Origin of the sequence: Marinobacter profundi, from assembly GCF_002744715.1 — a bacterium.
Taxonomy (GTDB): Bacteria; Pseudomonadota; Gammaproteobacteria; order Pseudomonadales; family Oleiphilaceae; genus Marinobacter; species Marinobacter profundi.
The window spans coordinates 470,800-485,906 of record NZ_KZ319370.1 but is presented as its reverse complement, the minus strand read 5'-3'; the positions used below and the strand labels follow the sequence as shown (position 1 = coordinate 485,906).

Sequence of the window (15,107 nt, the reverse complement as noted above, 5' to 3'; positions counted from 1 at the left end):
GTTCCCGCGCATGCTTGGCGGGGCAATTCCTTGCCCAACCCATCCCTTATGATTCAGGAAGCAATCATGACGTTGAAACAGACTTTGCTGGCTGCCGCAGTAGCCGGCACGCTGACCGGCACGGCCCAGGCCAGCCTGCTTATCAGCGAGTACGTTGAAGGATCGAGTTTCACAGCCCTGCCGGACATGACCTGTGGCGCGGAAGCCACCCGGATCTCCGCTATCCAGGGCAACACCGCCGCCAGCCCGCTTAATGGCAGCGACGTGGTGATCGAAGCCGTGGTTACCGGAGTGTTCAACGGCGCCAACCGCCTTGGCGGGTTCTTTGTCGAGGAGGAGAGCGCTGATCGCGATGGCGATCCGGCCAGCTCCGAAGGGCTGTTCATTTACGGCAACCAAAGCGTTACCCCCGGCGATACCGTACGGGTGGCCGGCAAGGTCACCGAGTACTTCGACCTGACCGAGCTGACCTCAATTTCCGATCCGGTTTCCTGCGGTACCGGCGAGCTGCCACCGCCGGCCCTGGTCAGCCTGCCCTGGGCCAGCGCGGAGGCGCCGGAAGCCTATGAGTCGATGCGGGTAAGCTTCAGCGAACCGCTGACCGTCAACGACAACTATGACCTGACCCGCTATGGCAGCCTGACCCTGGCCAGTGGCCGGCACTTCATTCCCACCCACATCGCTGCGCCCGGCGTGGATGCCGGCCTGGTGGCCGAACTCTATGCCCTGGACCGGCTGATCCTTGACGATGGCAGTAACCAGCAAAATCCCGCAGCCGTGCCCTACCCGACGCCTGGGCTGAGCGCCAGCAACACGGTTCGGGCCGGAGATCAGGTTCATGACCTTACCGGTATCCTGAATTACAGCTACTCGGAATGGCGCCTGCAACCCACCTCAGCGCCCTCCTTCAGCCAGAGCAACCCCCGTGACTCGCAGCCGGCGCTTGCCGATCGCGGCAACCTGGTGGTTGCTTCCTTCAACGTGCTGAACTACTTCAACGGTGATGGCCTCGGCGGCGGCTTTCCCACCGCCCGCGGCGCAGATACCGCTGAAGAACTTAGCCGGCAGACCGCCAAGCTGGTCAGCGCCATCAACGGCCTGGACGCAGACATCGTCGGGTTGATGGAGATCGAGAATGACGGCTACGGCGCCAGCAGCGCCATTGCAGAACTGGCGTCCGCGCTGGGCGCCAGCTGGTCGTGGGTCGATCCCGGGCTGGCAACGCTGGGCGGGGACGAGATTGCGGTTGGTTTCATCTACCGCAACGACCGGGTTGAAACCGTGGGCGAAGCCGCCACCCTCGCCAGCAGCGCCTTCAGCGACCTGAACCGCCAGCCCCTGGCGCAGACCTTCCGCCGCACCGGCTCGGAGGATGGGCTGACCGTGGTGGTCAATCACTTCAAATCCAAGGGCTGCGGTTCCGCCGAAGGTGCCGAGGCCGACCTGGGTGACGGCCAGGGCTGCTGGAACCCGACCCGTACCCGTGCGGCAGAGGAACTGGCCAGCTGGCTGGCCGCCGATGCCACCGGTACCGGCGAGCCGGACATCCTGATCATCGGGGACCTCAATGCCTACGCCAAGGAAGATCCGGTCCAGGCACTCGCGGCCGCCGGCTATTCCGATCTGCTGACCACCTTTGTCGGCGAGCAGGCCTATTCCTACGTGTTCTATGGCCAGGCCGGCTACCTCGACCACGGCCACGCCAATGCCAGCCTGCTGGCGAAAGTGGCGGATGCCGGCGTGTGGCACATCAATGCCGACGAACCCCGTGGCCTGGACTACAACACCGAGTTCAAGTCTGCCGAACAGGTCACTGGCTTGTACGGAGCGGACCCTTACCGGGCCTCGGATCATGACCCGGTGATCGTCGCCCTGACCATGGCCACCGCCGATGAGCCGGCCGGCACCAGCGATCCGGTCGTCACCGACGAGGCCGCCAGCAGTGACGACAGCACCACCGTCGCACCAGGCAGCTCCAGTGGCTGTGCCTACAACCCGGGGGCGCCGTTTGACCCGACGTTGCTGCTGATGGCCGCGCTGGCCCTGGCGGGGCTGACTCTGCGCAAACGCAAGGCGCTGCTTTAACCCGGGTGCGTTAACCCTGGTACGTTACCCTCTGTACGTAAACCCCGGCAAATGGTTCCGCGGGCCCGGCCGAGACACCGGCCGGGCCCGCGGAACCGTCCTCAAACCGCCATCAAAGCATCACCGGGTTGTCACCTTGCTGCGCGATGCTCCCGGGGTACTGTCCAGTACCTCTACACATCATTCAAGGAGCAAGACATGATCCGCAAGTCCGCGTGGGTTCTGGTGCCGCTACTGGCACTGGCCGGATGTAACGACAGCGACAGCAACACGGTCACCGCAAGTGATGACAATATCGATGACATTACCGGCAAGCCACTGACCGTCAACATCCTTCACATCAACGACCATCATTCGCAACTGGACGCGGCCTCCCAGAGCCTGATGATTGCGGACCAGGAGACCGAATTCGAAGCGGGCGGATTTCCCCGGGTTGTCGCCAAGATGGCCGAGCGGGAAGCAGCCCTGGATAACGTGCTGAAACTGCATGCCGGCGACGCTATCACCGGCACCCTGTACTTCACCTCGTTCGAGGGTCAGGCCGACGCCGACCTGATGAACCAGGTGTGTTTCGATGCCTTTGCTCTCGGCAACCACGAATTTGACCGCGGCGACGCCGGCCTGAAGAGCTTCCTCGACATGCTCGCCGGCGGCAGCTGCGCCACCCCGGTGCTGGCCGCCAACGTCAAGCCGCAAGTCGGCACGCCGCTGGCTCCGGTGGCGGAGGATGACTACATCAAGCCCTACACCATCCGGGAACTGGACGGCGAGCAGGTGGGCATCATCGGCATCGATATCGCCAACAAGACCCGGAACAGCTCCAGCCCGCTGACCACCACGCGGTTCCTTGATGAAACCGCCACCGCCCAGGCCATGATCGATGAACTGGAGTCCCAGGGCATCAACAAGATCGTGCTGCTGACCCACTTCCAGTACAGCAACGACGTTGAGCTGGCCGGCAAACTGTCCGGCGTGGACGTGATCATCGGCGGCGACTCCCACACCCTGCTGGGTGATTTTGACAGCTATGGCCTGAGCTCCTCCGGCGCCTACCCCACCGTGGTCACCAATGCCGACGGCGACCGGACCTGTATCGCCCATGCCTGGCAGTATGCCCGCGTGGTGGGTGAGCTGAACGTCGCGTTCAACGCCGAGGGTACCGTGGAGTCCTGTGGCGGTGTTCCGCACCTGCTGCTGGGTGACACCATCATCCGCGAAGACGCCAGCGAAACCGAATACACCCCCGCAGGTACCGAGCGCGACGCCATCCTAGCTGCCATCGCCGCCGATCCGCAGCTCAGCCTGACCGCCAATGACCCGGTTGCCGCCAACACCCTGGCCAACTACACCACCCAGCTGGATGAATTCCGCAATGTGGTGGTGGGTACTGCCACGGAAGATCTCTGTCTGGCGCGGATTCCGGGACGCGCCTATGGCGATGCCAGCTGCCTGGGTGAGGACCCGCTGCGTGGCGGCGATATCCCCAACCTGGTGGCCCAGGCCTTCCTGTTCCAGAGCAAGGATGCCGATGTGGCCATCCAGAATGCCGGCGGTGTCCGTATCGACCTGTTCGCCGGCGACATCACCATTGGCGATGCCTACACCCTGCTGCCGTTTGCCAACACCCTGACCAACCTCACCATGAGCGGCGCCGAAATCCGCCAGGTGCTCAACGAAGCCGTGGATTACGCCCACAGCGACTCCAGTGGCGCCTACCCCTATGCCGCCGGCCTGCGCTGGACCGTGGACATGAACCTGCCCGCCGGTGAACGGCTCTTCGGCATCGAAGTGAAGGAACGGAACAGCACCGAATGGCGGGCGCTGAGCGACAGCGACGTCCTCAACGTGGTGAGCAACAGCTTTACCGCCGGCGGTCGTGATGGCTATGTCACCTTCGGTGCCGTCAGCGACGACGGCCGCGCCGTGGATACCTTCCTCGATTACGCCCAGTCCTTTGTGGACTACGTGATGGAAGTGGGGTCACTGAGCAAGCCGGCGCTGGAGGATTTCTCCACCCAGTCCTACACGCCGGTCATCACTCCGGTGCTGTAAGCAGCCCCACCACTACGACGACGGCGGCACTCCAAGAGTCGAGGGTGCCGCCGCGTCCTGCCACCTCGTAACGCCGCTTCACACCTCCACCCGATTCCGCCCCCTTTGCTTGGCCCGGTACAGGGCTTCGTCAGCCATCCCCAGCAGGTGCATGGGGGATTTGCCGCAATCCGGCCAGGTGGCGATGCCGGCGGATACCGTGAGGTACCCGAGTGAACGACCCTGGTGAATAATGGGGACATCACTGACCGCCCGCAGCAGGGCGCTGGCCCGCTCCCGGGCATCGGCAGCGGTCGCACCGGGCATGATCACCACAAATTCTTCACCGCCGAAGCGGCACACCACATCACTTTCACGGAACTGGCCGGCCAGGGTGCGGGCAACCAGGCGTAATGCCGCATCGCCTGCTTCGTGGCCGTAGCTGTCGTTGAAATGCTTGAACCAGTCGATATCGGCAATCAGTACCGACAGCGGTGACTGGTTACGCTGGGCGACCTTGCCCTCATGGGCCAGGAGTTCGTCGAAGAACCGCCGGTTACGCAAACCGGTGAGGGCATCCTCATAGGAGTAACGCTGCAGCTCTTCCTGCAGGCTGATCCCCGACAGGGTAATGCCAATTTTCTGGATAGCCTGGTCGAGGGCGCTGAACAACCGGGTGGTGCCGTAATCGGACTCTTCGCTGACCAGCTCCGGGTCCACCGTGACAAACAGCAAGCCGGCAGTTTCGATACCATGACGGGCATGCTGCAGGTTGAGCCACAGACACCAGGAACGACCGGTCAGCGACTCGAGGGGGAAGCGGAGGCTGCCGTGATCATCGGGGGTACCGGCGGGTGGGCGGGTCGGCTCCGGCAAACCCTGACGGGTGTCCAGCAACAGCCCGGGTTCTGCCGAATCCGTATAGCCCCAGCAGCTGATACGTTCATAGCCGCCGTCCTTGTGCTGATACAACGCGCCCTGCAGCGGACTGCACAGCCCGGGCATGGCGCGGGCCAGCACGGCAAAGCCCTGGTTGACACTGCGACAGCCCTGCAGCTCGGCAATCACATCCTGCAGCACCCGCCCTTTCGCATTCTCAAAGGCCAGCAGGCGGGCCCGGGCCTGCTCACGGCGGGCCATGGCTTCGAGTTCGGTGGTCCGCTCGGAGACTTTCTGTTCCAGGGAAGCATTGAGCCGCTTCAGCTCATGCTGGGTGGCAGCATAGTGCCAGAGCGACACCAGGACCACGGTGAGGGAGAAAAACAGACTGCCAAAGCTGACCGGTACCCGTTGCCAGGCCAGCACCCCGTGTGCCACCGCCATGTCGATAACCAGCAAGGCACTGAACACGCCAAAGGCCAGCATCAGTGCCCGCTGCTCGCCCGTCAGCTGGCGGAAGCGGCGCACGGCCACCAGCGCCATGGTCACCAGCGACACCAGAAGCAGTGCATCGAACGGCGGGAAGGTCGATGACAGATCAATCGCCCCCGCCAGGGCCAGCGCAAGGGCGCCGGCGAGGTACAGCAGATGGACTTTCCAGACCAGGTTGATCAGCCAGGGCCGGTGGTCGGCCAGCCACTGACCAAGCATCAGCGCCATGGCCACCGGCAACATGTAGTAGGAACCGGCCGCCAGGTAATCCCAGAACAGCGGCGCATGCCACAGCAGCTGGCTGGCCTGGCTCTCTGCCAGCAGCATCAGCGCGGAACTCAGGGCAAACAGGGCAAGGCTGGCAAAGCTTTTCCGGTCACTTTGCAAGACTGCAAACAACAGCGCCAGCAAGGCGATGAGTACCGAGAAGCCGGCAACAATCAAGGACTTCAGGGAGTTGCCGAGAATATGCAGTACCAGCCCGGCGTGGTTCATCACCGCCACTTCACCCCACAGGCCGATATCGATGTAATTGGAATAGACCCGGAAATACAGCGGTTGGTCGTGGTAGTCCGCCGGAAGCGGAATCTCATGCCAGGGCCAGCCCTCGAAACGGCCCCGCCCCTGTTCGTCAAAGGTGCCGTACTGATAGATCATCCGGCCGTCAAACCAGACCTGGGTGATGATGTCGACACTGTAGATGTAAAGCACCGGCGCCTGCCATTCATCATCCGGCAGTGTCACCCGGAACCAGACGTGGCTGCGTCCGGCCCGATCCGGCGGATTGGAAGGAAAGCCGATGGCCTGCCACTGCTCCGGCTCATCAGCCAGGGTCCAGAGCGGCACGCCCTTATCGTTGAACGGCGAGTCGCCCCAGCGGTATTCCCAGCCCTCATTAACGGGCTGCATTACCGCAATGGCGGGACCGGCAACAACAAGCAGGAACAGGATCCCGACAAGAAACAATGAGCTGCGCGGTAATCCCATGGGCAAGGGACCTGCTGGGCTGGTGATGACGGCAAATTATAATTGATATTAGCAACTACCGACATCACCAGCTTGACCGGGGACAAACTTTGACAATGTCCGGTCAGCGGCCAGATTTCAGCATTTCCCAGTACTTGGTGTACACCTGCATGGCTTCGTCGCCCACGTCGGTCTGGAACTCGGCATTCACCATGTCCGCTTCGGTAGGATAGCTGGCACGGTCACTGGCCACGGACTCATCCAGCAGCTCGCGGGCTGCCAGGTTCGGCGTGGCGTAACCGATGTCCGCGCTGATCAGTGCGGAGATTTCCGGGCGCAGCACAAAGCTGATGAACCGGTGGGCCGCATCGACGTTCTTGGCGTTCTTCGGAATCACGAAGCTGTCGAGCCAGGCGATCACGCCTTCTTCCGGATAGACATACTCCAGGGACGGCATATCTTCCTTGCCCATCACCGCTTCACCGTTCCAGATCATGCCGATGTCGGTTTCGCCTTCCAGGTAGGGCATGCGCGGCGCATCGGAGTTGAAGGTACGTACCGACGGCATCAGTTCGGTCAGCTTGTTGTAGGCCGCCTCAATCTCCACCGGATTGGTGCTGTTGCCGGAATAGCCCAGCACCCTCAGGCCAACGTGGAACACTTCCCGCATATCGTTGGTGAGCATCACCGTGCCCTGATACTCGTCTTTCCACAGGTCGGCCCAGGCGGTCACCTCGGCGCCGTCCAGATCGGCGGAATCGTAGGCCAGGCCGGTGGTCCCCCACAGGTAGGGCACGCTGTAGGCGTTGTCCGGATCAAACGCCTGATTCACCAGGTCCGGTGCCAGTTTGTCGAAACCTTCGATCTTGCTGCGGTCAATTTCGGCCAGCAGGCCTTCCTGGCGCATTTTGCTGACGTAGTAGGTAGACGGCACCGCCAGGTCGTACTGGGCGCTGTCATCGAGCAACTTGAGGCGGGCATACATGGCCTCGTTACTGTCGTAGGTGGTGTACACCACCTGGATACCGGTTTCCTCCTGGAAACGGTCCAGCACTTCCTGCGGCATGTACTCCGACCAGTTGTACAGGTTGAGCACCTGCGGTTCATCGGAACCACTGCAGCCGGTCAGGGTAACGGCCACCAGGCCAGCCAGCGCCAGTTTCTTCATCGTTTACTCCTTGTCAGTATCCATTGGGAAAGCATCAGCATCACCAGCGAAAACACCAGCAACAAGGTCCCCAGTGCATTCACTTCCGGTTTCAGGCCCACACGCACCATAGAGTAGATGCGTAATGGCAAAATTTCATAACTTGGCCCGCTGACGAAGGTGCTCACCACCACGTCGTCCAGCGACAGGGTGAAGCCCAGCAGCCAGCCGGCCAGCAGGGCGGGCATGATCACCGGGATCAGCACGGTGCGGGTCATGGTGAAGTCGCTGGCACCGAGATCCCGCGCCGCTTCCGGCAGGCGTTCGTCGAAGCCGCTGAGCCGGGCCATCACGGTGATTACCACAAACGGCAAACAGAAGGTGACATGGGCCAGCAGCAGCGACACAAAGCCCAGCTGCAATCCTATCAGCAGGAACAGCGCCAGCAGTGAGATCGCCAGCACGATTTCCGGGGACATCATCACCACAAACAGCATGCCATTCAGTACCCGCTTGCCGCGAAAGCGGTAACGGTGCAGTGCCAACGCTGTCAGCGCACCGATCAGCGTCGACACCGTGGCCGCCGCCAGCGCCAGCCACAACGAGTTCCACATCGCCTGCACCATGGCGTGGTTGTTGAACAGGGACTCGTACCACTGCAGGCTCAGGCCACCCCAGCGGTAACCGGTACGGGAACTGTTGAACGAGAACACCACCAGCACCAGGATCGGCAGGTACAACAGGGCGTACACTATGCTGAGGTAAGCCCGGGGCAACCAGCGGTTCATGGCTTGCTCTCCCCGTTACCGAGGCGCCGCTCGCTGAGTTTATGGGCCAGCAGCAAGACCGCCATGGCCACCGTAAGCAGGATGCTGGCGGCCGCACCGAACGGCCAGTCCCTGGCATCGAGAAACTGGTTCTTGATCACATTACCCACCAGCAGGTTACGGGAACCGCCCAGAATATCCGCTACAAAGAACAGCCCCATGGCCGGCAGCAGCACCAGCATCACCCCGGCAATCACACCGGGCAGGGTCAGCGGCACCACCACATGGATGAACGTCGGTAACTTGCCCGCCCCCAGGTCGTGGGAGGCCATCAGCAACTCGCGGCGCAGATCCTCGAATACCGAGTACAGCGGCAGAATCATGAAGGGCAGCAACAGATACACCAGGCCAACGATCACCGCACCCTCGGTATAGAGCATTTGCAGGGGTTCGTCGATCAGGCCCAGCCCGATCAGGGCATTGTTGATCAGACCGTTGGTGGCCAGCAGCAACTTGAGGGCGTAGGTACGCACCAGCGAGTTGGTCCAGAACGGCACGATCAACAGGAAGATCAGCAGGGTCTGCCGTGGCTTGGTCAGCCGCGACAGTGCCCAGGCAAAGGGATAGCCGATCAGCAGGCAGCACAGGGTGGTGACCGACGCCATGTACAGCGAGTGCAGGAACACGTCCAGGTAGAGCGGGTCGAGCAGCCGGCGGTAGCTGTCCAGATTGACCGGCAGCGCGATAAAACTGCCCGCGTCCCGGGTCAGCACACTGGTGCCCACCACCAGCAGGTTCGGTGCCAGTACCAGCACCAGCAACCAGCCCCACACCAGCGCCAGCACGGCCGTTTTGAATGGCTGCTGACGGACCTTAAGCATTAACGGCCAACTCCGCGCCCGCCGGCAATTCGTCCGGCTCCACCGGCAGCAGCCACTCCCAGCCATCCACCCAGCTCACCTTCACCGGCTCGCCCAAGCGGTAGTCGAACATCGGGTCATCCTCATCGAAAAACTCGCTGGCAAGCACTTCGGTGCCGTCCGCCAGGTGAATGACCGAATCCAGGGTGCTGCCCTTGTAGTTCCGCTCCACCACTTTGCCCGCCAGGCCGTGGTCGGCGTCCGGCGCCAGCACCCGGATATCCTCAGGCCGCAGCAGTACATGGACCGCCTGCCCTTCGCAGACCGGAAACGACGGGCGGCGCAGTGTGCGATGAACTCCCAGCACATCCACCGTGATGGTGCCGTCACCCAGGCGCTCCAGTTTGCCGGGGAACAGGTTGGTCTCGCCAACAAAGCGGGCGGTGAACAGATTGGCAGGGCGCTCATAGATCTCCCGGGGCGTGCCCAGCTGCTGGATCAGGCCGTCCTTGAGCACCACCACCCGGTCTGACATCGACAGTGCTTCTTCCTGGTCGTGGGTAACAAACACAAAGGTGATACCCAGCTCCCGCTGCAGGCGCTTCAATTCCACCTGCATGGTCCGGCGCAGTTTGTAATCCAGCGCGGACAGCGGCTCATCCAGCAACAACAGCTTCGGTCGCTTGACGACGGCACGGGCAATGGCCACCCGCTGCTGCTGGCCACCGGACAACTGGTGAGGCTTGCGGCGGGCAAAGTCCCCCAACTGCACCATCGCCAGCGCCTCGTCTACCCGCTGACGGATCTCGTCTTTTGGCCGCTTTTCCATCTTCAGGCCGTAGGCGACGTTGTCGAACACCGTCATGTGGGGAAACAGCGCGTAATGCTGAAACACCGTATTCAGCGGCCGGTGCTCCGGCAGGGTATGGGTAATGTCGGTTCCGGCGAGGGTGAGAGAGCCGTCGTCGGGATGCTCGAAGCCGGCCATCAGCCGCAGCAGTGTGGTCTTGCCGCAACCGGAGGGACCCAGCAGGGTGATGAATTCACCATCGCGGATATCAAGATCCAGGGCGTCAAGGACGGATTTACCGTCAAAGGACTTGCTGACGTTACGGAGGGAAAGCAGTGTCTGGTTCATCGGCCGGGCCCAGTTAATGAGCGGCCTATTTTTTCAGAAACGGGCCTGCGGAGAAAGAGCAGGCCCGTATCCGTTCTGATATCAGTCGCCAGAGACGCTGTTCAGGTATGCCTTGTCAGAAATGTTGGTCCACTTGCGCACCTTCGCCAGGTAATCCTGAATGGAGGTGATGATTTCCTTCGCCAGCGGATCTTTCTCGGCTTCCTGCTGCAGCAGGCGGTGCGTGGTTTCACGCAGGGCATCGATGACTTCCGGCGGGAACACCTTGTGGGTCACGTTCGGATAGTCTTCTTTCATGCGGTCCCAGGCATCGGAGCTGTCGTTGGTGCTCTTGGCGTACATATCGTAGGCCGCAGTGCGCATGGCGACACGCAGGATTTCCTGGAGGTCCGCCGGCAGCTTTTCCCAGGTCTTCTGGTTGACCAGGAACTGCACCTCGGCGCCCGGCTCCTGCCAGCCAGAGTAGTAGTACTTGGCGATCTGGTGGAAGCCCATCGGGAAGTCCAGAGCCGGCGCAACCCACTCGAGGGCGTCAATGGTGCCACGCTCAAGGGCGGTATACAGCTCACCCGGCGGCAGGTTGGTCACCGCCACACCCAGCTCGGACATGACCTCGCCGGCAAAGCCCGGGGTACGCATCTTCAGACCTTTGAGGTCCTCCAGGGAATTGATTTCCTTGTTGAACCAGCCACCCATCTGGTTGCCGGTATTACCACCCGGGAAGGACAGCAGGCCGTATGGCTCGTACACCTTCTGCATCAGCTCCATACCACCGCCATAGTAGAACCAGGCGTACTGTTCCGGCGCCAGCATGCCGAAAGGTACGGTGGTGAAGTACATGGCGTTGGGGATGGTGCCCTTGTAGTAGTAGGACGCAGTATGGCCCAGGTCGTACTGACCGTTGCGGACCAGGTCAAAGATACCGAAAGGTGCCTTGTGCTTGTTGGAGGAGTCGATGCGGACCTTGAGCCGGCCAGCGGACATCTTCTCGACCATGTCGGCAAAATGCTTGGTGGTTTCACCAAGGATTGGCGAGTTGGGACCCCAGGTTTCCGCCAGGCGGAGGGTATGGGTTTCTTGCGCGGACACAGTCGCACTCGCAAACGAGCACACCAGCGCCACAACCATCAGGAAATACTTAGGCATTTTCATAAGCGACGTTGCCATCCATTGTTATGTTGGTTTCTTATTGGACCCCCATCATAGCGGCACTTACGCCCCGAGCCAATCGGTCCGGGCCACCTTCCGCTGGCAGCCCGTCCGCCCCGACGTTATTTTCTGACCAGTTCCACCAGCGGCTGGCTGATCAGCGCAGGATCGGCCGCAATGTCGGCCTCCGCCCAGGGGAAGCGGATCCACCGCTTGGCGGAGTATTCCTCCGTCATGTCACTGAACCAGGGCGACGCCGGATCGGTGGACTGGGAATAGGTCACAAAGCCTTCCGCCCGGGGCTGGCCATCGTCGCCCCAGGTCACCGTCTGGATATAGCTGTTGCCGTAGGTAACGTCGTAGGTGCCGTCGGAAAGGCCATCGCCGCGACTGCTGGCGATGGTGAAACTGCCCTCGAAGCCCTCGCCGCCGAAGACCGGAATGACTTTGTCGTGAATGCCGGACACCTGGATGTCGCCCATCGCTGCATCCAGCGGGATACCGGCATCCTGCAGGCGCTGCACGCCATCGGCGAATGCCGTCATCACCAGCGGGCTCAGCACGTTCAGCATGGCCGGGGTATTGACCGGGTCCGCGGGATCAAAAGGCATCAGCCACTTGTCCGGGGACTCAACGGGCAACGGGTCGATGTTGCGCCAGAACTCGCGCCAGATATGACCACCCACCGAGGCGAGGTTGTTGCGACCGTCCCAGGCGCGCAGCACAGTGCAGGCCTCGCTGATATCCACCGGCAGGCCGGAACTGCCGGGCAGCGTGCCCAGGGGACAATAGGCATCAAGCACGGCGTTGCGGGCCAGCTGCTCGGACATCAGCGAGCTGTCCAGCACCGTATCCTGCAGGTTGGCCAGATCAAAACCGGTGCTGCCGGGGCGGCCATCACTGCCGTCAAGCCGCTGGATCACCTGCTGCATGCATTTGCGGGTGCGCAGGGTGCGCGGGGTTTCCTCATCGCCGATGATCGCGGCAAAACCGGTGAGCGGCTGGGCCGGATTCGTCGCCCAGTAACTGTCATTGCAGTTATGGACCCAGTCATCCCGGGTCAGGGAAGGCAGGTTGCCGGGCCCGAACACCCCGGGTGCCGGTGCATCGGCATCGCTATCCCACTGACACACCGCGCGGGCACCATCCAACAACGGCAACCCGGGTGCCAGCTCGCCAAACACCGGTGACAGCGCCGTCAGGCATTCGGTCACCTTGCCGTCCGGCACATTGGGCACTACGGTGATATCGCCGTAATAGGCCGGCTTGCCGGGGCCGGTGGCCACCGTATTTACCCAGGGCACCCCGAGCACGCTGCCGTGCAGGCTGACAAACTCCTCAAAACTGTCGGCACGGTTCCAGCGGAAGAACTGGTTAAGCAGCCGGGCGTTCTCTGCATTGGCGTCCCGCAGGGTGTAGGCCTTGAGCGATGACCAGTTCAGTACCGGAATGCCGGACACCTCGAACTGCAGCATCGGACCGTACTGCGAACGGTACAGCGTGCGGGTTTCCGAGCCTACCGACCCATCCGCCTGCAGGGTCTCGACGGTGATGTCCTCGGCGGTCATATCCACGAACTCCCCCTCATACAGGTATTGGGTCGGGTCGGCCGGATTAAGGGTGAGTTCGTAAAAGGTGAACCGGTAGGCAGTGGATACTGTGTGGCTCCAGGCGAAGTGCTCGTTGAAGCCGATCAGCACGGCGGGCAAACCATACAGCGCAGCCCCCATGATCTCCGCATCCTCCCCCACCTTCAGGTGCGCCAGGTAGAGCCGTTCGGTTTTCTCCCAGGGAAAATGGGGGTTGCCGAACAGCATCGATTCACCGCTGCGGCTGGCCCCGGCGGACAGGCCGTACATGTTGCTGCCAATCGGCAGCTCGCCACCGAGGGGAAAGGCCAGGTCCCCGCTGCCACCCACACCGGCATCCGCCAGCTGTTGCAGCAGGGTTTCCGCGGCGGGCAACACCTCATCAAGCCCGGCCGGCGGGGCCGCGGTGGCAATGCCGTCCACGAACACCGACGAACTGGCCAGCACCGCCAGCCGGAAATAACGCCGGTACATGTCGGCTTCCTCCAGCGCCAGCAACCAGTCGGCATCGCGACAAGCCTGGTGGCGGTCTGGGTGCTTGCCGTCCCGAATTTCTGCCAGGTAGCGGTTATAGCCGGCAACATAGCCGGCCGAGGCATCAATCACTTCCGGATCGCTTGCTGACCTGAACGGCGCAATGGCCTCCTCAGTGGCCACGAAACGCCAGAAGAAATCGGCATTGAGGTTAGTCGTGGTGGCGCCATTGGCGGGAATGGTGTAGGTGCCGTCGGGCCCCAGATACCGTGAGCGCAGGCCACGAATGGTCAGGGTGTCCTCCGCCAGCAGACAGAGATTGTCCTCTGCCTGGGCGTACCCGTAGGCATAGCCCATACTGGCATAATCATCCGCTGTAATGTGGGGAATCCCAAAAGACGTCCGCCGCAGGGTTGCCCGGTACAGCTGCTGGTCACCACCAACAGCCGGTTTCGGCAGGTCGCTCAGCGCCACGTCGCCGGAGCCACTGTCAGATAGGCATCCGCCCAGCAGCAGCGTGGCTGCGCACGCCGCAGAGACAAGAATCCTGTTCTTCATTGTTTCACCCGTGATTGTTGTTATCGGTCTGATAACAACGCCGGGCGGGCGCTCCCGGTTCCGTTTTGCGAAACGTCACGCGAGCGGCCGGGGCACCGGGGTAATCCAGCCAGTGCCCATTGCCGTATCCCGGATCGGCAATTGCGGAGCGCTGGATGGCCAGAATCTGGTTTGCCCTGCCGGGCGACCGACATGTTAGTGTAATGCCCGGCAGCTATACTCAAGCCATCCCGTACAGGGCATGGCACAGCAAGAGGAGACGTTTATGAAGATCCTGATGGTTCTGACTTCTCACGGAGAAATGGGCGACACCGGCCACAAGACCGGTTTCTGGCTCGAGGAATTCACTTCGCCCTACTATGTCTTCCGCGACGCCGGCGCCGACATCACCCTGGCGTCCCCGGCCGGCGGCCAACCGCCGGTAGATCCCAACAGTGAAGCGGAAGATGCCCTGACTGACAGCACACGCCGGTTCAGCCAGGACGACGAGGCCCGGGCGGCACTGGCCAATACCCGCAAACTCGGCGACATCAACGTGGCCGATTTCGACGCCGTCTTCTACCCGGGCGGCCACGGCCCGCTGTGGGACCTGGCGGAAGACGCGACGTCCATCGCACTGATCGAGAATGCCGCCAGGGCTGACAAGGTGATCGGTGCCGTATGCCATGCGCCGGCCGTGTTCCGCCATGTCAAGAACGGCGCCGGAGAAGCCTTCGTGAAAGATCGCCCGGTAACCGGCTTCAGTAACAGCGAGGAAGACGCAGTGCAACTGACCGACGTGGTGCCGTTCCTGGTGGAGGACATGCTCAAGCAGAACGGTGGCCAGTACAGTCGGGCCGACGACTGGGCCTCCCACGTCGTGGTCGATGGCAAACTGGTAACAGGACAGAACCCGGCGTCGTCTGAAGGTACCGCCGAAGCGGTCCTGGAGGCGCTGAAAAAAGCCTGATCCCCGACCCGAGCGAGCCGGCC

Annotated in this window: 10 protein-coding genes; 3 read left to right on the top strand and 7 right to left on the bottom strand. The window is 62.3% G+C overall.

The genetic code is table 11. From position 1 onward, the window contains the following. Window positions 1–66: 66 nt before the first annotated feature. Entirely contained in the window at window positions 67–2,085 is a 2,019-nt protein-coding gene (locus tag CLH61_RS10155; protein ID WP_228152600.1) for an ExeM/NucH family extracellular endonuclease, read from the top strand. A 198-nt stretch (window positions 2,086–2,283) separates the two neighbouring features. Further along, the gene (gene nadN / locus CLH61_RS10150) at window positions 2,284–4,137 is read left to right on the top strand and encodes an NAD nucleotidase (RefSeq protein WP_099614588.1); all 1,854 of its coding nucleotides are present in this window, start codon (window positions 2,284–2,286) and stop codon (window positions 4,135–4,137) included. A gap of 78 nt (window positions 4,138–4,215) precedes the next feature. Here the strand turns inward: nadN and CLH61_RS10145 are convergent, their stop codons facing one another. The 7 genes from CLH61_RS10145 to CLH61_RS10115 all read right to left on the bottom strand — a co-directional run bounded on the left by CLH61_RS10145 (window position 4,216) and on the right by CLH61_RS10115 (window position 14,135). Beyond that, complete coding sequence (locus tag CLH61_RS10145) at window positions 4,216–6,474, bottom strand: GGDEF domain-containing protein (protein WP_099614587.1); 2,259 nt, start codon at window positions 6,472–6,474, stop codon at window positions 4,216–4,218. A gap of 103 nt (window positions 6,475–6,577) precedes the next feature. Next, window positions 6,578–7,621: an extracellular solute-binding protein gene (locus CLH61_RS10140; protein WP_099614586.1), complete on the bottom strand. Its 1,044-nt coding sequence runs from the start codon at window positions 7,619–7,621 to the stop codon at window positions 6,578–6,580. After that, window positions 7,618–8,388 (bottom strand): spermidine/putrescine ABC transporter permease PotC, encoded by a 771-nt coding sequence (gene potC, locus CLH61_RS10135; protein WP_099614585.1) that lies wholly within the window; start codon window positions 8,386–8,388, stop codon window positions 7,618–7,620. Before potC ends, CLH61_RS10140 begins: the two co-directional genes overlap by 4 nt. Further along, on the bottom strand, window positions 8,385–9,248 hold the full coding sequence (gene potB / locus CLH61_RS10130; protein WP_099614584.1) for a spermidine/putrescine ABC transporter permease PotB: 864 nt from the start codon (window positions 9,246–9,248) through the stop codon (window positions 8,385–8,387). Before potB ends, potC begins: the two co-directional genes overlap by 4 nt. Next, window positions 9,241–10,365 carry a spermidine/putrescine ABC transporter ATP-binding protein PotA gene (gene potA / locus CLH61_RS10125; protein WP_099614583.1) on the bottom strand — a complete coding sequence of 375 codons (1,125 nt, stop codon included), beginning with the start codon at window positions 10,363–10,365 and terminating at the stop codon, window positions 9,241–9,243. Before potA ends, potB begins: the two co-directional genes overlap by 8 nt. Window positions 10,366–10,446: 81 nt before the next feature. Next, entirely contained in the window at window positions 10,447–11,493 is a 1,047-nt protein-coding gene (locus CLH61_RS10120) for a TRAP transporter substrate-binding protein (RefSeq protein WP_407657571.1), read from the bottom strand. A 143-nt stretch (window positions 11,494–11,636) separates the two neighbouring features. Continuing rightward, the gene (locus CLH61_RS10115; RefSeq protein ID WP_099614582.1) at window positions 11,637–14,135 is read right to left on the bottom strand and encodes a penicillin acylase family protein; all 2,499 of its coding nucleotides are present in this window, start codon (window positions 14,133–14,135) and stop codon (window positions 11,637–11,639) included. A gap of 265 nt (window positions 14,136–14,400) precedes the next feature. Here CLH61_RS10115 and CLH61_RS10110 point away from each other — a divergent pair, with 265 nt between their 5' ends. Next, complete coding sequence (locus tag CLH61_RS10110) at window positions 14,401–15,084, top strand: type 1 glutamine amidotransferase domain-containing protein (protein WP_099614581.1); 684 nt, start codon at window positions 14,401–14,403, stop codon at window positions 15,082–15,084. The last annotated feature ends 23 nt before the right edge of the window (window positions 15,085–15,107 follow it).